Annotated in this window: 22 protein-coding genes; 15 read left to right on the top strand and 7 right to left on the bottom strand. The window is 58.1% G+C overall.

Features of this window, described 5'->3' with window-relative positions:
- From AC13QE_RS05585 to AC13QE_RS05575, 3 genes are read right to left on the bottom strand one after another with little or no spacing between them, the layout of a single operon-like run.
- Window positions 1–915, bottom strand: coding sequence for a glycosyltransferase family 92 protein (locus AC13QE_RS05585; RefSeq protein ID WP_488483329.1), 915 nt, complete (start codon window positions 913–915; stop codon window positions 1–3).
- 55 nt (window positions 916–970) lie between these two features.
- Window positions 971–1,879 (bottom strand): glycosyl transferase, encoded by a 909-nt coding sequence (locus tag AC13QE_RS05580; RefSeq protein WP_488482937.1) that lies wholly within the window; start codon window positions 1,877–1,879, stop codon window positions 971–973.
- Window positions 1,880–1,883: 4 nt separating this feature from the next.
- Window positions 1,884–2,351: an Lrp/AsnC family transcriptional regulator gene (locus tag AC13QE_RS05575; RefSeq protein WP_015340578.1), complete on the bottom strand. Its 468-nt coding sequence runs from the start codon at window positions 2,349–2,351 to the stop codon at window positions 1,884–1,886.
- Window positions 2,352–2,587: 236 nt separating this feature from the next.
- On the opposite strand from AC13QE_RS05575, the gene trxB reads away from it, so the two are divergent.
- The 5 genes from trxB (at window position 2,588) to AC13QE_RS05550 (ending at window position 7,604) form a co-directional block, all read left to right on the top strand.
- A complete protein-coding gene (trxB, locus tag AC13QE_RS05570) occupies window positions 2,588–3,562 on the top strand; it encodes a thioredoxin-disulfide reductase (RefSeq protein ID WP_132717118.1) in 975 nt (324 codons plus the stop codon).
- 23 nt (window positions 3,563–3,585) lie between these two features.
- Window positions 3,586–4,482, top strand: a complete 897-nt coding sequence (locus AC13QE_RS05565; RefSeq protein ID WP_015340580.1) for a LysR family transcriptional regulator VtlR — start codon at window positions 3,586–3,588, stop codon at window positions 4,480–4,482.
- 563 nt (window positions 4,483–5,045) lie between these two features.
- Window positions 5,046–5,339 carry an ArsR/SmtB family transcription factor gene (locus AC13QE_RS05560; RefSeq protein WP_132717119.1) on the top strand — a complete coding sequence of 98 codons (294 nt, stop codon included), beginning with the start codon at window positions 5,046–5,048 and terminating at the stop codon, window positions 5,337–5,339.
- Between the two features lie 150 nt (window positions 5,340–5,489).
- On the top strand, window positions 5,490–6,602 hold the full coding sequence (locus AC13QE_RS05555) for an alkene reductase (RefSeq protein ID WP_488482936.1): 1,113 nt from the start codon (window positions 5,490–5,492) through the stop codon (window positions 6,600–6,602).
- A gap of 198 nt (window positions 6,603–6,800) precedes the next feature.
- The gene (locus AC13QE_RS05550) at window positions 6,801–7,604 is read left to right on the top strand and encodes an aminoglycoside phosphotransferase family protein (protein WP_488482935.1); all 804 of its coding nucleotides are present in this window, start codon (window positions 6,801–6,803) and stop codon (window positions 7,602–7,604) included.
- A gap of 2 nt (window positions 7,605–7,606) precedes the next feature.
- Here the strand turns inward: AC13QE_RS05550 and AC13QE_RS05545 are convergent, their stop codons facing one another.
- Complete coding sequence (locus tag AC13QE_RS05545; protein ID WP_488482934.1) at window positions 7,607–8,590, bottom strand: NAD-dependent epimerase/dehydratase family protein; 984 nt, start codon at window positions 8,588–8,590, stop codon at window positions 7,607–7,609.
- Window positions 8,591–8,682: 92 nt separating this feature from the next.
- Between AC13QE_RS05545 and AC13QE_RS05540 the strand changes: the two genes are divergently transcribed.
- Together AC13QE_RS05540 and AC13QE_RS05535 are read left to right on the top strand one after the other, a co-directional pair.
- The gene (locus AC13QE_RS05540) at window positions 8,683–9,597 is read left to right on the top strand and encodes a LysR family transcriptional regulator (RefSeq protein WP_488482933.1); all 915 of its coding nucleotides are present in this window, start codon (window positions 8,683–8,685) and stop codon (window positions 9,595–9,597) included.
- 2 nt (window positions 9,598–9,599) lie between these two features.
- Window positions 9,600–10,115, top strand: coding sequence for a GrpB family protein (locus AC13QE_RS05535; protein ID WP_488482932.1), 516 nt, complete (start codon window positions 9,600–9,602; stop codon window positions 10,113–10,115).
- On the opposite strand, the gene AC13QE_RS05530 is transcribed toward AC13QE_RS05535, so the two are convergent.
- Window positions 10,112–10,393 (bottom strand): DUF2188 domain-containing protein, encoded by a 282-nt coding sequence (locus AC13QE_RS05530; protein ID WP_015340586.1) that lies wholly within the window; start codon window positions 10,391–10,393, stop codon window positions 10,112–10,114. The genes AC13QE_RS05535 and AC13QE_RS05530 overlap by 4 nt on opposite strands.
- A gap of 269 nt (window positions 10,394–10,662) precedes the next feature.
- Here AC13QE_RS05530 and AC13QE_RS05525 point away from each other — a divergent pair, with 269 nt between their 5' ends.
- The gene (locus AC13QE_RS05525; RefSeq protein ID WP_488482931.1) at window positions 10,663–11,724 is read left to right on the top strand and encodes a calcium:cation antiporter; all 1,062 of its coding nucleotides are present in this window, start codon (window positions 10,663–10,665) and stop codon (window positions 11,722–11,724) included.
- A gap of 142 nt (window positions 11,725–11,866) precedes the next feature.
- Here the strand turns inward: AC13QE_RS05525 and AC13QE_RS05520 are convergent, their stop codons facing one another.
- Window positions 11,867–13,069, bottom strand: a complete 1,203-nt coding sequence (locus AC13QE_RS05520; protein ID WP_488482930.1) for a pyridoxal phosphate-dependent aminotransferase — start codon at window positions 13,067–13,069, stop codon at window positions 11,867–11,869.
- A gap of 545 nt (window positions 13,070–13,614) precedes the next feature.
- Between AC13QE_RS05520 and AC13QE_RS05515 the strand changes: the two genes are divergently transcribed.
- The 5 genes from AC13QE_RS05515 to AC13QE_RS05495 all read left to right on the top strand — a co-directional run bounded on the left by AC13QE_RS05515 (window position 13,615) and on the right by AC13QE_RS05495 (window position 17,605).
- Window positions 13,615–14,745 carry a PQQ-dependent sugar dehydrogenase gene (locus AC13QE_RS05515; protein ID WP_488482929.1) on the top strand — a complete coding sequence of 377 codons (1,131 nt, stop codon included), beginning with the start codon at window positions 13,615–13,617 and terminating at the stop codon, window positions 14,743–14,745.
- Window positions 14,746–14,844: 99 nt separating this feature from the next.
- Complete coding sequence (locus AC13QE_RS05510) at window positions 14,845–15,735, top strand: DMT family transporter (RefSeq protein ID WP_488482928.1); 891 nt, start codon at window positions 14,845–14,847, stop codon at window positions 15,733–15,735.
- A 498-nt stretch (window positions 15,736–16,233) separates the two neighbouring features.
- A complete protein-coding gene (locus AC13QE_RS05505; protein ID WP_004116423.1) occupies window positions 16,234–16,449 on the top strand; it encodes a cold-shock protein in 216 nt (71 codons plus the stop codon).
- Window positions 16,450–16,597: 148 nt separating this feature from the next.
- The gene (locus tag AC13QE_RS05500) at window positions 16,598–17,035 is read left to right on the top strand and encodes a BA14K family protein (RefSeq protein WP_488482927.1); all 438 of its coding nucleotides are present in this window, start codon (window positions 16,598–16,600) and stop codon (window positions 17,033–17,035) included.
- A 51-nt stretch (window positions 17,036–17,086) separates the two neighbouring features.
- Window positions 17,087–17,605 (top strand): P-loop nucleotide/nucleoside kinase family protein, encoded by a 519-nt coding sequence (locus AC13QE_RS05495; RefSeq protein WP_488482926.1) that lies wholly within the window; start codon window positions 17,087–17,089, stop codon window positions 17,603–17,605.
- A 42-nt stretch (window positions 17,606–17,647) separates the two neighbouring features.
- Here AC13QE_RS05495 and AC13QE_RS05490 read toward each other — a convergent pair whose 3' ends face one another.
- Window positions 17,648–18,292, bottom strand: coding sequence for an MBL fold metallo-hydrolase (locus AC13QE_RS05490; protein ID WP_015340593.1), 645 nt, complete (start codon window positions 18,290–18,292; stop codon window positions 17,648–17,650).
- A 248-nt stretch (window positions 18,293–18,540) separates the two neighbouring features.
- On the opposite strand from AC13QE_RS05490, the gene AC13QE_RS05485 reads away from it, so the two are divergent.
- Window positions 18,541–19,179 carry a DUF1236 domain-containing protein gene (locus tag AC13QE_RS05485; protein WP_488482925.1) on the top strand — a complete coding sequence of 213 codons (639 nt, stop codon included), beginning with the start codon at window positions 18,541–18,543 and terminating at the stop codon, window positions 19,177–19,179.
- A 246-nt stretch (window positions 19,180–19,425) separates the two neighbouring features.
- Window positions 19,426–19,689 (top strand): hypothetical protein, encoded by a 264-nt coding sequence (locus AC13QE_RS05480; RefSeq protein WP_015340595.1) that lies wholly within the window; start codon window positions 19,426–19,428, stop codon window positions 19,687–19,689.
- Window positions 19,690–20,109 lie beyond the last annotated feature (420 nt).

Here is a 20,109-nt window from a genome sequence, read left to right as displayed (position 1 = left end):
TCAACGGCCGAGATCGATCCGCTCGCGCTCGATGAAATCGATCATCGAACGATCCTCCACCATGTCTTCCTCGATGCTTTTGACGATGGACAGGACCTTGTCCCGATATTTCGTCGCACTCGCGTCATAGGTCCAACCCCGCGCCAGCTTCTCCATCAGCTCCTGCCGGGATTTCGTATAATAGTGGTTCAGCTGCAGAAAACGGTTCGAATAGAACTCGGGCGACTTTCGCGCACGCCGGGTAAACCGCTTGCCCGCGTCATTGGCCGTCAGATCGCCATAGGCCCGCGTCCGGAACTGGTGCACACTAACTTCGGTTACTTCACATGGATCGACGATACACTTGAAATTGCTGACGTTTTCCTTCGTCGTCATCGGATCCGCGCCGCGCATCGTATAATTCAACGTCAACGGTCCGTCCTGCGGCATCTCATGGCCGCTGGTCGCAAACATATGCCAGGGCAGCGAGACATTCGGGAAATCGCCGACGGCTTCCAACGCCTGCTCGACCGTCGCTGCCTCCTTCGGCAGGAGGAATTCGTCCACATCGATAAATGCCATCCAGCGGTAGTCACCGCCGAAATTCAGGATGGCATGCGCGAAGGTAATGACCTGGCCGTTCAGTACCGCCGATGTCGCCGCATCGCGCATGCGCCCGGCCCAGGGAACAATCGTCAACGCATCCTCAGAGAGCAGGCTTCGAAGAAGCGAACAGGTCTCATCCGTCGATCCATTATCATAGATATAGAAGTGACGAATGCCGACCGCTTGGTGGAAGCGCACCCATTCCTCGATATAACGAGCCTCGTTCTTCAAACAGGCGGCAATGGCGATGCCATGGCGCCCTGCCCTTGGCTCAGGCGGATCGATGGACAGCTTCTTGGCGTCGGACGCCTTGGGTTTCAGCCAGCGCATAAGCTTCATTCCATCGACCCTAATTTCACAGCAGGCTCGCCGGTTCCGGCAAAGATCAAGCCTGCGGTTTCAATGCAAACCTGTCGTCGTAACCAAAATCATATTTGAGCAATGCCGAAACGCGGGAATAGTTGACGAAAGAGACGCCGCGCTCGGCTGCGATCTGCCGCGCCAGCACCAGATGCTCGATTATGCGGGCTTCAGCGCGCGCGATGCCGGAAAAAGCGGTATCTCCGGCGGTCTCATAAAAGCGGGGCTCGCCGGCATTGGAGATATCGATCCCTAGAAAGCCGACCTGATGCTTCGCGCAGTAAAGAGCAAATTGCAGGGCCGAGACGGCAACGGACCCGCCCAGAAAAACTCCGCGATCAGGCGAAAGCGAAAAACCTGCCGAACCCTCAGCATCCAATCGCACATATTGCAGTTTTTTGAGATCGTCGAGAGAGCGGCGGCGCGCGCCATAGGGCTTGCGGATATCGTCGATCAGGATGATCGTCTTGTCCGCCAGCCAGCTTTTGTCGATCTCGCAGAGCGCACGCAGCACCGCCACGGAAAACAGGCAAAGCGAACCGGGAGCCACCTTCTCGCGCAGCATATCAAGATGCCGCCAGACAAAACGCTCGTCCTCGACTGCAATTGCCAAAGGCTCGGAGATTGTGTCGCCTGACAGGCCGATGGCACCATTCAAAAGAATGGCACTGCGGAATTCCAGGCCGCTCAGATCGCAATCGCGAATCGATGGGCCTGAGCCGACGATGTAGACCGCATCGCCGCAGCGTTCGCGCAGACGGTCCATGCCCGCAAGGCTCGCGACCTTGACGCCGCGGTAAAGCACCTCGCTGACATTCTGGCTGCGGACGATGCTGAGCCCCGGAAACCAGTCCTGCACATGAGCCCGCGAGCCGCCCAGGAAAAGGCGCACGCCGGATTTGATCAGCGACCGATGCCAGGGGCGATCTGCCATTCGCCTAAAGCTCCACCAGGCCGAGCTTTTTGACTTGCCGGATAGTCAGCATAGTGCGCACGGTGTCGACATGCTCATTCGCCGTCAGAACTTCGATGACGAAGTCCTGGAAGCGGGTAAGATTTTCCGCAACGCAGTGCAGCAGGAAATCGCTGTCGCCGGACACCATCCATGCCTGCCGAACAAGCGGCCACGCGGAAGTCGCGCTGGCAAAAGCCTTGAGATTCGCTTCCGACTGATGCTTGAGGCCGACCATGCAGAAAGCCACGAGATCGAAGCCCAGTTTCGGGCTGTTCAGCATGGCGTGATAGCCTTCGATGACGCCAGCCTCTTCCAATTTGCGCACGCGGCGCAGACATGGCGGCGCCGAAATGCCGACCCGGTCCGCGAGCTCGACGTTGGTCATGCGTCCGTCCCGCTGGAGTTCCCGCAGAATCTTGATATCGATAGCATCGAGCTCAGCGCGAAGCACTTTTTTGCCTTTCTTTAATTCCCCCTCGCCAGCTTCTATATAAGGCAGGAAAATACGCAAGAAAGTTTCTCCCGCGTAGTTGATTCTAACACAAAGCAGATTTGCTCTGTGTGTAATGCAAGGCTGCCCTTGAATAAATGCATAAGGCAATCATAAATGAAGCGCGGATCGCGAAATCGCCTGTTTTGCGCGCTTGAAGCCGCGGTTTCGCAATCGCCGAATTGAAAGGACTGACTATGCCTGCCCGCCACACGAAGGTGCTCATCATCGGTTCCGGCCCAGCCGGTTACACCGCAGCGGTTTATGCCGCGCGCGCGATGCTGCAGCCCGTTCTGATCGCCGGTCTCGAACAGGGCGGCCAGCTGATGATCACGACCGATGTCGAGAATTATCCGGGCTTTGCCGATCCGATCCAAGGTCCGTGGCTGATGGAGCAGATGCTGCAGCAGGCCCAGCATGTGGGCGCCGAGATCGTCAACGACCTCGTGACCGAAGTCGATACCAGCAAGCGTCCTTTCGTTGCCCATACCGACAGCGGCCAGGTCTGGACCGCCGACACTCTCATCATCGCCACCGGCGCCAAGGCGAAATGGCTGGGTATCGAGAGCGAACAGCATTTCCAGGGCTTCGGCGTCTCCGCCTGCGCCACCTGTGACGGCTTCTTCTATCGCAACAAGGATGTGATCGTGGTCGGCGGCGGCAACAGCGCTGTCGAGGAAGCACTCTATCTCTCCAACATCGCCAAATCGGTGACGGTGGTGCATCGCCGCGATACTTTCCGCTCGGAAAAGATCCTGCAGGAGCGCCTGTTCGCCAAGGAAAACGTTAGGATTCTCTGGAACACTGAGGTCGCGGAGATCACAGGCACGCCGGCCAAGCCGCCGATGCCGCCATCCGTCACGGGCGCGCGCCTGCGCGAGACGCGCACTGGCGCCATCACGGAGATGCCGATCGACGGCGTCTTCGTTGCCATCGGCCATGCGCCGGCGACCGAGCTCTTCAAGGGCAAATTGAAGCTCAAAGACAATGGTTATCTCTGGACCGCACCGGATTCGACCGCGACCAACGTCGAAGGCATCTATGCGGCCGGTGATGTGACCGACGATACGTTCCGGCAGGCGATCACGGCAGCAGGAATGGGCTGCATGGCCGCACTTGAAGCGGAACGCTATCTGACTGGGCACATGCCCGTCGCCGTGGCTGCGGAGTGATGCAGCCGATGAGGGGAAACGGCATGCCATTGGATTGGGACAAGCTGCGTATCTTTCACGCGGCTGCCGAAGCGGGTTCGTTCACGCATGCGGCAGACAAGTTGCATTTGTCCCAATCCGCCATCAGCCGCCAGGTCAGCGCTCTCGAGCAGGATGTCGGCATAAAACTCTTCCACCGCCATGCGCGCGGCCTCATCCTGACGGAACAGGGCGAGCTGCTTTATCGCACCGCTCACGACGTTTTGCTGAAGCTCGAAACGGTCAAGATGCAATTGACCGAGACGACCGACAAGCCAAGCGGCAAACTGCGGGTGACGACGACCGTTGGCCTCGGCCAGGGCTGGCTCACCGACAAGATCCAGGAATTCCTGCAGCTTTATCCTGACATGTCGATCCAGCTCATCCTCGACAATGAGGAGCTGGACGTGAACATGCGTCACGCCGATTGCGCCATCCGTCTGCGCCAGCCACAACAATCGGATCTGATCCAGCGTAAGCTCTTTACCGTGCACATGCACGTCTATGCCGCCCCCTCCTATATCAACCGCTACGGCGAGCCGCAGTCGGTCGAGGATCTGGACGAGCATCGCATTATCAGCTTTGGCGAACCGGCACCGAACTACCTGCTGGATGTCAACTGGCTCGAGATTGCCGGCCGCTCATCCGACAACAAGCGCGCTCCGCATCTGCAGATCAACAGCCAGACGTCGATCAAGCGCGCCTGCCTGCTTGGTATTGGCATCGCAGTCCTGCCCGATTATATCGTCGGCCGCGACCCAGGCCTTATTCAACTCGCGATCAATGCAGACGTACCGTCCTTCGACACCTATTTCTGCTATCCGGACGAAATGAAGAATGCGGCCAAGCTCAAGGTTTTCCGTGATTTTATCGTCGCGAAAGCGCGCAACTGGAATTTCTGACGAAGGTAAGTCACTGATAACCAACTCTTTTTATGGCCAGCGCACGAGCCGCGCATATGATGCATAGCTGATATGCACAAATGAGAGTTGAAGCCTGCACATTTAACTACCATATCGCACATAGCTGATGCACACGGTGGCTTTTCCTCCCAGTTCCACCGCATTGGCTGTTCCCCTCTGGAGGTTTTTGACCTTCATACCTATAGGGCCCTGGTTCATTCCGGAGGCCCTTTTTTTTGCTCTTTTGTCCCAGGCACACCAAACGCATAACTGCCATGCACAAAAAAGCATTGCGCACTGCACAAATTAACATCATAACGCACACAGCTGATGCACACGGTGGCTTTTCCTCCCAGTTCCACCGCATTGGCTGTTCCCCTCTGGAGGTTTTGACCTTCACACCTATAAGGGCCCTGGTTCATACCGGTGGCCCTCTTTTTTTGCCCAATTTCTAAGCACGTACGTCGGCAGCCTTGCCGAAAATAATATTCGGCGCCGCCCTTGATATATCGAAAATCGTCGATACATAAATCGCAATTATCCGATATTGAGTGGCGAACACCATGGACAAGAACGAGATATTGAAGGCCTTGGCCAATCCGGCCCGGCTCGAAATCCTCAACCACTTGAAAGATCCGGAAGCCCATTTTCCGACACAGGAACATCCGCTGGAGCTTGGTGTCTGCGCCAGCCAATTTGAGCGGTGCGGTCTCTCGCAGTCGACCGTCTCGGCCCACCTCGGCACGCTTCACCGTGCCGGCCTGGTGACGACCCGGCGCCTCGGCCAGTGGATTTTCTACAAGCGCAACGAGGAGATCATCACAGAATTCCTTGCAGCCATGCAAAAGGAGCTCTGAAAATGTCGGCTGCTCTCCCTGCACACACGCTCACGTCCCTCGCAACCGACGCGATTTTCCCCAAGAAGCTGCTGCCTTAAACAGTAGGTTCCTCGGACCCGGCGGTTGCCTCTTCCTGATTTCTCCCTCCCCCAAAAGAAAGGACTACCCATGACCAAACTGTTCGAACCCACGAAGCTTGGTGATATCTCCATCGCCAACCGCATCGTCATGGCGCCCCTGACGCGCAATCGCTCGCCGAATGCTGTGCCGAACGATCTGAACGTCAAATATTATGCCCAGCGCGCGACGGCGGGCCTGATCATCACCGAGGCAACCGCAATCACTCATCAAGGTCAGGGCTATGCCAACGTTCCCGGCCTTTACAGCAAGGAAGCGCTGGACGGCTGGAAGAAAGTGACGGAAGCCGTGCACGCCAATGGCGGCAAGATCGTCGTCCAGATGTGGCATGTCGGTCGTATCTCCCACACGACCCTGCAGCCGAACGGCGGCAAGCCGGTCTCCTCGACCTCCAGGCGCGCTGAAAATTCCAAGACCTATCTCGTCAATAGCGACGGCACCGGCAGTTTTGCCGATGTTTCCGAACCGCGCGCCCTGGAGACCTCGGAAATTCCGGGCATCGTTGAAGACTACCGCAAGGCCGCCCGCGCCGCCATCGATGCCGGTTTCGACGGCGTCGAGATCCATGGTGCCAACGGCTATCTGATCGACCAGTTCCTGCGCGGCGATATCAACGATCGCACCGACCAGTATGGGGGCTCGATCGAGAACCGTACCCGCTTCCTGTTCGAAGTGGTCGATGCTGTCTCCAAGGAAGTGGGCGCTGGCCGCACGGCAATCCGCATTTCTCCCGTCACGCCCTCTGGCGATGCCAGCGACCCGGCTCCCCAGCAGCTCTTCACCCATGTCGTCGAAGGCCTGGCGAAATACGGCCTTGCCTATATCCATGTCGTCGAAGGCCAGACCGGCGGCAAGCGCGACTTCCTGCCCTTCGACTACGACGCGCTGCACGCGGCCTATAAGGCAGCAGGCGGTAAGGCAGGCTGGATGCTCAACAATGCCTATACCCGCGAAATGGCGATCGAAGCTGTCGAGAGCGGCAAGGCTGATGTCGTTGCCTTCGGCAAGCCGTTCATTTCGAATCCGGATCTTGTCCGTCGCCTGAAGGAAAATGCGCCGCTTGCAACGTGGGACCAGGCAACGCTCTATGGCGGCGGCGCCAAGGGTTACGCCGACTATCCGGCCCTGGACGAAGCGGCTTAAGTAGCGATCCATCTCCCAGGCAGCGCCTTCCCGCGTGGCCAGGCCCGTAGAACTATATCAACGCCAACAAAGTGCCCTCGCGACGAACCGTTGCGAGGGTTTTTCTATTTCAGCGCTTGAAAACAGGAATGACACAACCGAGCTAAGCAGGCGTACCTATCGCGAAATCATGATACCCACACATAGCAAAATTGACATATGTTTGATCTCTACATAGACCGTTGGTCGCTGACGCCGGACGGCGATCCCATCATCACCCATTCGAGCCATCTTCTTCCGGTCATCTGGCGGGAGAAGCCCGCCATGGTCAAGGTTGCGCAAAATGTCGACGAGAAGTTCGGCAATCGCGTGCTGCGTTGGTGGGATGGCGATGGTGCAGCCTTCGTCTACGAACATGATGACAATGCAGCCCTTATGGAGCGGGCGACCGGGGCAGGATCCCTGCTCACCATGGCGATGCAGGGCGAAGATGACGAGGCAAGCCGGATCATGTGTCGGACGGCTGCGAAGCTGCATGCGCGGAAGGCCAAACCGCTACCGTCGGATCTCGTCCCGCTGGATCGCTGGTTTTGGGAGCTTGAACCGGCGGCGCGCATCCATGGCGGCATGCTCGCTGCCTGTGCCGAGGTGGCCGCGCGGCTTCTGGCGGATCAACGCGACCAGACGATTTTGCACGGGGACATCCATCACGAGAACATTCTCGACTTCGGTCCTCGCGGCTGGCTCGCAATCGACCCCAAGCGGGTCTATGGCGAACGCGGGTTCGATTTCGCCAATATCTTCTGCAATCCCGAGCTGCCCACCGTCACGAAGCCGAGCCGCCTGCAACGGCAATTGCCGATCGTCTGTGCCGAGACGGGCCTCGAACCGAAACGCCTTCTGCGATGGATCATTGCCTATGCGGGGCTTTCGGCAACATGGTTCTTGAGCGATGGCGACACCAGGAATGCGGATTCGGATTTCACCGTCGCCGGTATTGCCTTCGCCGAACTCAATGCCTGACATTAGGCTGATGCCGCCGGCAGGCAACCGATCGACGCCAGGCTGCTGCGAACGGCCTCATCGATCGGCGTATGCGGTTCCTCGTCAAGAACAGCCACCAGCTTATCGTTCCGCATCTCCAACGGCACATCCCAGAGATAGCTCATCTCGCGCAGTTCCCGCATGAATGTCACGAAGGGAGAGGCTAGCGGTACTATCCACCAGGGAAACGATTTCACCTTCACCTTGTGTCCAACGACGCGCTGCACGGCTTCGATCATCTGTCTGCCGTCTCCATCCCAATGACCGCGCATATGATAGGCGGCGAAGGCCGGCAGCTCGTCGCCTTTCTCGATCAGCCGGATCATGGTTTCGGCAACATCGGGTAGATAGGCCCATTGATGGCCGACGCCGCGTTTGCCCGGATAGGTCATCGAAGTGATCGGCTTACCCGGCGTCACCATGGCTTGAGAAAACCAGCTGTTGGCGCGCGCACCCCCGAAGAAATCGCCGGCGCGAACGATGATGACAGGGCTATCGCCCTGCTCTGCCGCTGCCCTCAGACGCCGCTCCATCTGCACGCGGATGGCCCCTTTACGGGTCTTCGGCCGCTGCGCGCTGTCTTCCGTGACAATCGGGAAAACATCGGGACCGAAATTATAGACCGTACCTGGCAGCACGATCCGTGCACCGACCGCCTTGGCCGCGGCAATGGTATTGTCGAGCATCGGCAGGACGACCTTGCCCCAATTGCGATAGCCCGGCGGGTTGACTGCATGCACGATGACATCCGCACCTTGCGCCGCCTTCAGAACATCATCCGCCTGCATGGCATCGCCCTGGAACCAGTCGAATTCCGGCTGGCGGCGAGCCGCCTCGGCCGCATTGCGGTTCAGTGCCCGGATGCGCCAGCCGCGAAGGGCAAGCCCTTCCGCGATAGCACCGCCCATGCCGCCAGTCGCGCCGAGTACCAGGGCTGTCTTCGTGCTTTCCTTGTGGTTGCTCATTGTCATCTCCATCGGTTTCGATGGGCTGACTATGCTTGGTATCGGCGATAAACGAAATTGCCGAAAAATCTGCATATGCTATACATAAATGTATGACAAAACTCACTGAACCAAGCTGGGATTTTTATCGTACCTTTCTTGCCGTGCTGGAACACGGCTCGCTGTCGGCCGCTGCCCGCGAGCTGGGCCTGACACAGCCGACAGTCGGCCGTCATATCCTTGCATTGGAGCAATCGGTCGGCGCAGAACTGTTCACGCGTTCGCAACAGGGGCTGTTGCCGACTGACACCGCCCTCGCTCTGAGGCCTTATGCCGAAACTTTGGCAAGCACGGCCGCGGCTCTGCTGCGCGCTGCTTCCGGTTCAAAGGACAAGGTCAGCGGCACGGTGCGCATCAGCGCGAGCGAAGTCATCGGCGTCGAAGTGCTGCCGCCCATCCTTGCCAAGCTGCAGGCAGGATATCCCGATCTGATCGTAGAGCTTTCAGCCTCCGATACGGTGGAGGATCTGCTGCAGCGTGAGGCCGATATCGCCGTGCGCATGGTCGCGCCCGCGCAAGAAGCATTGCTCGCCCGGCATATCGGCATCATCTCTCTCGGCCTCTTCGCCCATCGCAGCTATATCGAGCGGTACGGCAAGCCCGAAACCGTCGGGGAACTGGGCCGGCACAAGCTCATCGGCTTCGATCGGCAGACGGCCTATATCCGTATGATGACGAAGCGTTATCCGATGCTCGAAGGCATTTCCTTCAGCTTTCGCTCCGATCACAGCATCGCTCTGCACAACGCCCTGCGCGCCGGCATTGGCATCAGCTTCCTTCAAATTCCCCTAGCAAGCCGCGATCCAGCCCTCGTGCAGTTGTTGCCGGAGATCAAGGTCGAGATCGACACTTGGATCGTCATGCATGAAAACCTGAAGACATCGCCACGCTGCCGCGTGACATTCGATGCCCTGGTGACGGGATTGCTTGATTATATCAAGGAAAACAGCGTGGAGAATGGATCCTGACCATGGCAACAGCAGTGGAACTGGTGCCATACGATCCGCGCTGGCCAGAGGATTTCGAGCGCATCAGTGATAAGCTTCAGCGATTGCTGGCGCCCTATGTCATGGCGATCGAGCACATCGGCAGCACATCCATTCCCGGAATCGCAGCAAAACCGTTGATCGATATCGACATCATTCTGCGCAGCGCAGCCGACGTCCCTGCGGCGACCCGGATTCTTCTGGTGGAGAATTACCAGCCGCGCGGCAATCGCTATGATGATGATGTTTGGGCATTCATGCGGCGTGATGGCAGGGCGCCGGAACGAATTTATCTCTGCCCACCGGACAACCGAACACACGAACGACGTTTGATCTTTCGCGATTATCTTCGGACCCACCCGGCAGAAGCAGTAGCCTATGCAGCACTGAAACTGGAGCTGGCCCAACTCCATCGGTATGATGGCGATCGTTACACCGCCGAAAAGCGTCACTTCGTCGACGCAATCATAGAAAAGGCATCGGACAAGCCGAAAGGCTAAGCGCCAGGGGCAGTATCGATCGGCGGGAAATGCACCTGGCCGTCGATGACTTCCGTTTCCGGTCGGTCACCACCGTCTGCATATTCCTCATGCCACTTGCCACTCTCGTCCTGCCAGCTGATTTCGGCTGAGTCTCCCCCGATTTGCTGTTCCGCCGCCACGATCCTGGCGGCCTCCACCGCCTCGGAATGTGTTGGAAATGCTTCCGAATAAACATCACGGAAGCGATAAGCCCACCCACCGTCATGCGGCACGATTTCGTAAACGACCTTGACCATTCAGATCCTCCTTCTCATCTGCCAAGACCTTCAAACCGGACGTTGCCGGCAGGATCGCGTGCATCTGAGACGGATTCGAGGATGCCGCGGCGTTGTGGTTGGGCAGACCTATCCGCGCAGTATTCCATTAAACCGCGTTAACTGCAAATTTCGCCCTCTTCCCGCAAGCTTGATGTGCGAACTCCTTGCTTTAGAGTGCAACCGTGAATCGGCGCAGAGGTGGGAAAGTGCTCATAGCAAAGTGGTTTAAGCAGGAAAGAAACCTGCTGGTGGCATTGATAGTTGCCGTTGGCGCCTATATCGGCGAGCATTCCATTCTGGAAATGGGCCAGAACGCATCAATGATCGCAGCTGCGGCATTGATCGCAACCATTGTGCTGGCCTCCATGCGCGTCGCCCATCATGCCGAGACGCTCGCCGTCAAGGTCGGCGACCCCTACGGCACGATGATCCTCACCCTTTCCGCCGTTGCCGTCGAGGTCATCATCCTCGCCATCATGATGAGCGGCGAGAGCTCGCCGACGCTGGTGCGCGACACGATCTACGCCGCCGTCATGCTCGATATCAACGGCATCCTCGGCCTTGCTGCCCTCCTCGGCGGGCTGAAGCATGGCGAACAGCCCTATAATGATGATTCCAGCCGTACCTATGGCGTGATGATCCTGACTGCCATGGGCATTTCGATGATCGTGCCGGAGTTCATTCCCGATCCGAAATGGCACTATTATTCCGCCTTTACCATCGTCGCGATGATCGCGCTCTACGCGCTATTCCTGCGCATGCAGGTCGGCCGGCACAGCTATTTCTTCAGCTATAGCTATCCGCGCACGGAAAAGAAGCTCGCAACAGCGGAGGCTGAAGAACATCATGAAGAGGACTCCACAGCGACTTCGATCGTGACGATCCTGATCGGCGTCGTCCTGATCGGTGCGCTTGCCGAATTCATGTCGGCCTTCATGGATACCGGCCTCAAGGGCACCGGCGCTCCGCCCGCCATCGCCGCCATCGTCGTCGCCGCCATCTCCGCTGCACCCGAAATTCTGACGGCGCTGCGCGCAGCCCTCAAAAACCGCATGCAGGCGACTGTCAACATCGCTCTCGGCGCGTCTCTTTCGACCGTCATCCTCACTGTGCCGGTCATGGAGGCGATCGCACTTTACACCGGCCAGCCCTTCATCATGGCCATGTCGCCGGTGCAGACGGTCATGGTGATGATCACGCTCATCGTCGCCGCCATCAACCTCAACGACGGCGAAACCAACGCCATCGAAGGCATGACCCATTTCATTCTCTTCGCCACCTTCATCATGCTGACGGCGCTCGGTCTTTGATTCCGATTTCAAGGACTTGCGTCGATTGGCGGATTCAAATTGCAAAGCGCTTGAATCATTTGATGAAGCCGAAACCGTCGGCCTGAATACGAAAAAGCCCGCCATCTCTGGCGGGCTTTCCATGTAAGCTATCGCTAGCCGCTTATTTGCAGGCGCCGCAGAAACGCTGGATGCGGCGGCAAGCTTCTTCGAGCAGTTCTTCCGAAGTCGCGTACGAGATGCGGAAGTTCGGGCCGAGGCCGAAAGCCGAACCGTGGACAACAGCAACACCTTCCGATTCCAGCAGCTCGGAGACGAAATCCTCGTCCGTCTCGATGACCTTGCCGGTCGGAGCCGTCTTGCCGATCAGGCCGGCGCAGGACGGATAAACGTAGAAAGCGCCTTCCGGAACCGGGCACGAAATGCCCTTCGCCTGGTTCAGCATCGAGACCACGAGATCGCGGCGACCTTCGAAGATCTTCTTGTTGCGCGGAATGAAGTCCTGCGGACCGTTCAGCGCTTCAACGGCAGCCCACTGCGCGATCGAGGTTGCGCCCGAGGTCTGCTGGCCCTGGATCATGTCCATGGCTTTGATCAGCTGCAGCGGGCCGGCGGCATAGCCGATACGCCAGCCGGTCATGGCATAGGCCTTCGAGACACCGTTCATCGTCAGCGTACGATCATAGAGGCTCGGCTCAACCTCGACCGGGGTGGCGAACTTGAACTCGCCATAGGTCAGGTGCTCGTACATGTCGTCGGTCAGGACCCAGACATGCGGATGCTTGACCAGCACGTCCGTCAGCGCCTTCAGCTCGGCATGCGAATAGGCAGCGCCCGACGGGTTGGACGGCGAGTTGAACATGAACCACTTGGTCTTCGGCGTGATCGCCTTTTCAAGATCCGCGGGCTGCAGCTTGAAGCTGTTGGCCTGCGTCGTCGCGACGAAAACCGGCGTACCGCCGCACAACGCCACCATTTCCGGGTAAGAAACCCAGTAAGGGGTAGGGATGATGACTTCATCGCCCGGGTTCAGCGTCGCCATGAAGGCGTTGAACAGGATCTGCTTGCCGCCGGTGCCGACAATCGTCTGCTCCCAGGTGTAATCGAGATTGTTCTCGCGCTTGAACTTGGCGGCGATCGCCTTGCGCAGTTCCGGGATGCCGGAAATCGGCGTGTACTTCGTCTCACCGCGATTGATCGCGTCGATGGCGGCTGCCTTGATATTATCGGGCGTATCGAAATCGGGCTCACCGGCGCCGAGGCCGATCACGTCGCGTCCTTTTGCTTTCAGCTCGCGCGCTTTCTGGGAAACGGCGATGGTGGCAGAAGGCTTTACACGGGAAAGAGCGTCGGCAAGAAAGGCCATGGTGATCGGTCCTATTCGGTTGAAAATGGCAGAAAGCCTGTGGACCAGATTTCTGCGCTAAGCTCTATGTCGAATATGGACCGACGTTTCAAGCACAAAGGCGTCACAGTGGCTTTATTTCATGGCTTTCCGCGCCGTGCGCGCTAGCTTTTTTTATCCGGCTAGAAGCCTGCCCAAGAAACCACACGCCCCTTTCGCCAAGGTTGGATCGGCCTTAGCTCGGCACCTCCAACCCCTCTCAACTTGAATCATAACACGAAGCACCTGAATCAAACTCTGAAGACGGTGGGAATTTCCTATATGGATCAGACACTTCTTCAACATCGGCTTCTCGCGCCTTCAGTGGGATGCCTCTTGCGCGGGAAATGCTTCCGCCTGCAGACGAGATCGGCAGATCCAAAACGTCCTTTCGCCGAAGGCAAGAACACAAAGACGTTATCGGTTCCGCGATCCGCCTTGAATGGTAATCGAACGGTCCCACCTTGCAAAAGCGAGCCTATGGGGAGGTCGAAAAGATGCGCGGCACCAGAACGGGATTAGGCAGAATGGGTTTCTCCATCGCCTCGATGGCCGGCGCTCTGCTCACGGCAACATCGGTGCTTGCCGAATCGGTGCAGATTTTCAAGACGCAAAAGGTTGATGTCAAAGTCGAAACGGTCGCGACGGGGCTTGATCACCCCTGGGCTGTCGAAGTGCTGCCGGAGGGCGCCTACCTCGTGACCGAGCGGCCCGGCCGCATGCGCCTTATCCGCGACGGCAAGGTCTCAAGCCCTATATCAGGCGTGCCCGAAGTTTACGCACATGGCCAGGGCGGCCTCCTCGATATAGCCCTTGATCCGAACTTCGCCAGCAACCGCACCCTCTATTTCACCGCCTCCGTGGCGGGTGATGGCGGAAGCGGCACGGCCGTATTCCGCGCCAGACTATCGCCGGACGAGAAGCAGCTAAGCGATGCGAAGCGCATCTTCCTGATGAACAAGCTGTCGCGCGGCAATATCCAGTATGGTGCGCGCATCGCAATTGCCCGCGACGGAAGCCTCTTCGTCAGCCTCGGCGATCGAGGCCAGCAGGACCGAGCTCAGGACTTTCACGACGACGCCGGCTCCATCATCCATATCGGCACGGACGGCAGTATTCCCGCCGACAATCCCTTCAAGAACGGCAGGCGTGCCCTGCCCGAAATCTGGTCGAAGGGCCATCGCAATCCGCAGGGCATCACTTTCGACAGCCAGACAAACAGGCTCTATACGGCAGAACATGGCGCCAGGGGCGGCGATGAGATCAACACGCCCGAAGCCGGCAAGAATTACGGCTGGCCAGTCATCTCCTACGGCGTCAATTATTCCGGCACGAAGATCGGCATTGGCACGGCAAAGGCCGGTATGGAGCAGCCCCGCTTCTATTGGGATCCTTCGATCGCGCCCGGCGCCATTGCCGTCTATCGCGGCAAGATGTTTCCCGAGTGGAACGGCGATTTTCTCGTCACGGCGCTGAAGTTCGAGCTGCTCTCACGGCTAAGCCAGGACGGCAAAGGCAATATCACCGAACAGGAACGCATGTTTGAGGGAAAATTCGGCCGCATGCGCGATGTAATAGTCGCGCCCGATGGGGCGTTGCTGATAACGACGGATGAAAGCGATGGCGCGCTCCTGAGAATTTCGAGGGCTGCAGGCTAGCGGGAGGCATTCCGCTTCTCGCGCCTTTCTGCCTTGCCGCAAGCAAAAGCAGCTGCTAACGGTCGGCCTCGTTTTTCCTCCCCTTTCCGCAGGATGCAGATGTCTCGCATACAAGCGAATTTGTTGTTGTTGCTTGCCGCCGCGATCTGGGGCGGCGGTTTCGTTGCGCAATCGACAGCGATGAAGGCGATCGGTCCCTTCTGGTTCATCGGCCTCAGATTCGCCGTCGCCACGCTGGTCGTCCTGCCCTTCGTCTGGATGGAAAACAGGAAGGCTGCGAAGCCGCTGACGCCTCGCAATTGGCTCTCCTTTCTGCTGATCGGCCTTGCTCTTTTCGGCGGAGCGGCAACGCAGCAGCTCGGCCTTCTGACGACGACCGTCACCAACTCCAGTTTCATAACCGGTCTCTACGTGGTCTTCGTGCCGCTGATCGCCGTTATCTTCCTGCGCCGCTCGCCGCATTGGGTCATCTGGCCTGCAGCCTTGATGGCGCTTTGCGGCATCTACCTGCTCTCGGGCGGCTCCTTCTCGCGCCTTACCGTTGGCGATTTCCTGACTGTGATCTGCGCCCTCTTCTGGGCGGCCCAAATCACGCTTGCCGGCTCCGCCGTCAACGAAACCGGTCGACCGCTCGGTATTTCCGCCACGCAATTTGCCGTCACAGCCGTTCTCGCTCTCGCGGTTGCCGTCGTCATCGAACCAATCAGCATTGCCGATATCAACGCCGCGCTCGGCGAGATCCTGTATGTCGGCATCTTTTCGTCTGGCCTCGCTTTTGCGCTGCAGATCATCGGCCAGCGTTATACGACCGCACCCCAGGCCGCGATCTTCCTGTCTTCGGAAGCACTGTTCGGAGCTTCGCTCGGCGCCTTGCTGCTCGGCGAGACCATCGGACCGCTTGGCTATGCCGGCTGCGCCTTGATGTTTACGGCGATGTTGGCCGTGGAATTGGTGCCGGAATTGACTCGCCGACGCGACGCCACAGCGTAAAAAACGCCGGAAATGCGCGCTTTTAGTCGCTTGACGGCATGGCTCGCCAAAATTTTTCGAACGAGCGAAAACAGCCGTTCAGACCAGCGGATTTGCGGAAATTTTGCCAAAACTATATCGCGAGCGATGCAAAACCCTTAGAAACTTGTTTTAAAGTGGGAAATTTTGCGAATCGCCTTAACATGTTCGCATTACTGTATTGTGCCGGTTGTGCCACGTTAAAAAACTTTTGCTTGCCAATTTCCCCTAAACACAGCACTCTCAACACTGTTCGGGCATTTTTAGAGCATGGGAAGTCCTAATAGAATTGCGAGCCGGAAACGCTAATATTCCGGTCAGCTTGGTCGAGAAGCGGGGTGGCAAACATCGCATCGCGTCCATGCCGAGTTACGGGGACCTTTTCCTTCAAATTTCGAGAACTGCCTGCAAGCGCCCGCAAGGGCAACTGAAGTAATGCTGCCCGTGTGGATGGTGGGCAGAGAGAAAAGGACCTGAGGCATGGCCGAGACTGGCACTGTAAAGTTTTTCAATACCGATAAGGGCTTCGGTTTCATCAAACCGGACAAGGGTGGCGCAGACATCTTTGTACACATTTCTGCAGTTCAGGCTTCTGGTCTGGCAGGATTGTCGGAAAACCAGAAGGTAAGCTTCGACACGGAACCGGATCGCCGCGGCAAGGGACCGAAGGCCGTCAATCTGCAGATTGCTGGCTGAGACACCTTACGGTTATCAAATTCGAGTTGAGGCCCGGCAGCAATGCCGGGTTTTGTCATTCAGTCTGTATTCAGTTTGCCCCATATAATTTGCCTTCCATGAAAGAGCGGGACTGATTTTTATCCCGCCTCCTTTAGAGGACAGGCCAATGACCATACTCGGCAAAACGCTCGTCATGTCTGCCGTCGCCGCGGCGTTGACGGTCACTTCCATGAGTGCTGCTTCCGCCGATGAATATTGGCGCCATCACAACCGCGATGGTTGGGCGCTCGGCGCTGCGGGGCTTGCAACCGGCTTGATCGTCGGCTCCGCCATTGCTAGCCAGCCGCGCTACGTTGAGCCTGCCCCGGCCTATGTCGATCCGGACTACGATGCGCCTTCCCCGGCCTATTATTATCGTCCCCCGCCGCGCCGTGTTTATGTCGAGCGTGACGTCAGTTATGACGCGCCGCCGCCGGCATATGGCCTGCGTCCCTGGTCGCCGGCGTGGATGCGTTATTGCTACGACCGTTATAGAAGCTTCGACAGCCGCTCCGGCACCTATGTCGGCTATGACGGCATGCGCCATTTCTGCGCGGCTGATTGATTTCGACCATACCCCCGCATGAGAATGCAGGAACCAAGGCACCCCTTTCAAATGGGCATCAAGAACTATTTGATCGAAGGTGTTTCAGGAACCGGCAAGACCGCTGTCGCCGCCGAACTGCAGCGGCGCGGGTATCATGTGATCCATGGTGACCGGGAGTTGGCCTATAAGGGCGATCCCGTGACGGGTGAACCGCTGGATGCTTATGCCCTTCAGAAGCACATTGCGGATGTGACCTTCGAGCACAGACATCACCTTTGGGATGTCGGCAAGGTCAAATCCCTGGCCGCCGATCGAAGCCACCCGATCTCCTTCTTCTGCGGCGGCTCCCGAAATTTCGATCGCTTTATCGATCTGTTCGATAAAATCTTCGTTCTGAATGTCGATCTGGACACGCTGAGGCACCGCCTTGCCAGCAGGCCGGAAGATGAGTTTGGCGGTAGGCCTGCCGAGCGAGATGTCATCATGCGGTTGCACGCGACGCAGGAGGATGTTCCGAAAAACGCGGTGACCATTGACGCCACCGCGCCGCTCGCCAGCGTTGTCGATGATATTCTCTCGAAATGTTAGCAAAGCGGCCGGATGGCCGCTAGCAAGTGAGCGGAGCTTTCCTCATAATCCGCGCAGAAAGGGATTGGTGCGGCGCTCGTCGCCGATGCGGCTGCCAGGTCCATGGCCGCAGATGAAACCTACCTCATCGCCCAGCGGAAAGACCTTGTCGCGGATCGATTCCAAAAGCTGCTGGTGATTGCCGCCGGGCAGATCCGTTCTGCCGATCGAGCCGTTGAACAGCACGTCGCCGAGATGGGCGAAACCCTGCTTCCGGTTGACATAGATGACGTGGCCCGGTGCATGGCCGGGGCAGTGGAAAACCTCGAACTCATGCTCGCCGAAGGAGACCTTGTCCCCCTCCTTCAAAAAGCGGTCCGGCGTGACGTTGCGCACGCCGCTGATGTTGAACATCTTGCCCTTGGCTTCGATATCCTCGAGCAGGAAGCGGTCGTCTTCATGGGGACCGATCACCTCGATGCCGAGCGCTTCGCGCACCTCGTCGGCACCGCCGGCATGATCGATATGGCCGTGCGTCAGCCAGATGGCCTTCAGAGTAATGCCGTTCTCGCGCACCGTCTGTAGGATGATATCGACATCACCGCCGGGATCGACCACCACGCCCTCCTTCGTCTCCGGATCGAACAGGATGGTGCAATTCTGTTCGAAAGGGGTCACCGGAATGATGCCGGCCTGGAGCATGCCCATGGAGCGCCTCGTCTGTTTGATCGTCTTGTCGCCGGTATAGCGGCAAACTCCCGGTAAAACAGCCCCTGTAGGCTGCAAAGTGGCGCGGGCAACGAAGACCGTCCCGGTGAAATTTAGGAATGCCACGTTATTTCATATGCTTATTCTAATTTTCGATCGATCGTCAGATTGCTCTCGTCCAGCCAATCGGAACACCAAAGCATCCGAAGCGTTGAAGAGAAGTCTTTCAAGACAGAAGGAGAAAACCAATGTCCTTGAAAAGAAATCTGTTGCTGACCGGCTTTGTCCTTCTTGGCAGTGCGGGTCTCGCCCAGGCCGAGATGGCCGCAACGACCGCCACCGATATCGAAGTTCGTTCCGGTCCAGGCGCGGAATTCCCGACAGTCGGCATCGCCACACGAGGGTCCGAGGCCACTCTGGATGGCTGCGTCGAGGGCAGCCGCTGGTGCCGGGTCGATGTCAACGGCATGCGGGGCTGGGTCTATGCGCAATATCTAAGCGTGGAACAGAACGGCGCCTCGGTCGTCGTCCAGGACCACCGGGATGACTTGGGCATTCCCACCATCACCTATGAACTGACAGACCCAGTCCAGACCGGCAGCGTCCAGCGCGTTCAGCCAAGTCCCAACGATCAGTTACTGGGTCCCGTCGATGAGAATGGCACCGATGTGGTCGCCGTCACCCCGCCAGAGGAAGTCCGGACCTATATTGATGACAACCCGGTCGATACGGTTCGGTTGAATGGTGATCTGGTCGTGGGCGCCACCGTCCCGCAAAGCGTGGAGGTGCACCGCATTCCGGATTATCAATACAGCTATGTCGAGGTGAACCATCAGCCGGTTCTGGTCGATCCCGGCACGCGCAGGATCGTCTACGTCTACCGCTGATTCGCCTCACAGAACCGCACAAAATGGCGAAGTTGACATGCGGCGCGACAGCCGCATGTCCAAACCGCGGATTTCCCCTGAAATTATTGCGGAATTCTCCCGTTTGAGTTGCCCTTCTATTTCCAGCGATCCATGCATGATGTAATTCTAATATCAGTAGGGATTATCGCCGCTGCCTGGCATCGAACCTGTTTGCGGCGAGAAGGCATCCGGAAGCGTCTCCGGAATTATGGGAGAAGGGCAGTCATGGAAAGTCTAGGGCCTATCATTACGCAATTGATTGCCGGTGCGATCGGTGGCAACGCCGCGAGCGCCGTTTTGAAACAGGACGGGATCAATCTCGTTGCGAGAACGATCGCCGGGGCCGTCGGCGGCCTTGGAGGCGGCCTGATCCTGAACCTGATCGGCAGCGAGGCCCTTACCGGCCTTATCGCGCAGGGCATATCCTCGCTGGTTGCCGGCGGCGTACTCTCCGCGATCGTCGGTGCCGTTCTCGGCCGCAAGTCGTAAATAATCGGATCGTGCAGGCCGGGCTTGGCAATGACCCGGCTTGTGCGGATCAATGCGCAATTCTGCTTGGCCACAGCTGCCTCAGCCGTAGCCGGGCGGAGCGGAGAAATATGACATCTCCGGGGTTTTTGCCGTCTTCGACGGTCGGATAGGCATCGGCTTTCCAGCCCGAGGCGTCCGTCTCTCGTCTCCACTTGCCCCAGACAATCTGCCGATTCGCCATGCGGCCAATCGCTGAGTCTCAACACCGGTGGCAGTGCGAGAAAATACAGGATATGTTAGAGTTTTCGTTGGGACCGCGCTTAATTTCCTCATGAAGCAGCGCCATTCGAGCAACATGGCATTGTGCGAAGCCGGGCGGCAACGTAAAAATGCGTCAACAGGCCTGACGTATTTTTGCGAAAGTTTCCCGAATGCTCC

Source organism: Martinezella sp. CNPSo 3957 (assembly GCF_057784395.1).
The sequence above is the reverse complement of the archived record's forward strand: the minus strand, read 5'-3'. Positions and strand labels throughout refer to the sequence as shown.